General features: G+C 61.9%; 1 protein-coding gene. It reads right to left on the bottom strand.

Going from position 1 to position 273, the window contains the following annotated elements; translation table 11 throughout:
* Positions 1–273, bottom strand: a 273-nt coding sequence (locus SB756_RS30035; protein ID WP_410913233.1) for a hypothetical protein, incomplete at both ends; no start/stop codon positions are given.

Below are 273 nucleotides of genomic sequence, written 5' to 3'. Positions count from 1 at the left end.
GCGGCACCGTCTTGATCGGTATCGGCACACTGCTCAGCAACAGCGGTTTCAGCGCTTCGGCATGGGGCTCCAGAGGTGGCCCCACCAACTGATTCGCCAGCGTTTCCAGCCAGCCCCGCACCCGCCCGGATTTGATATGCCCCAATACCTGGGCTCCCAGCCGAAGCTGCACGCCCATGCCCCGGGTGGCCCAGATCAGAAACAGGTTGATCAGTACTTCACCCGTGATTTCACCCAGCAGCTCATACATGTCTGGCGGCGGCAGCATGCGTA

The organism is Pseudomonas sp. SIMBA_068, assembly GCF_046534705.1.
Classification (GTDB): Bacteria; Pseudomonadota; Gammaproteobacteria; order Pseudomonadales; family Pseudomonadaceae; genus Aquipseudomonas; species Aquipseudomonas putida.
This window is presented reverse-complemented; position numbering and strand designations above follow the sequence as displayed.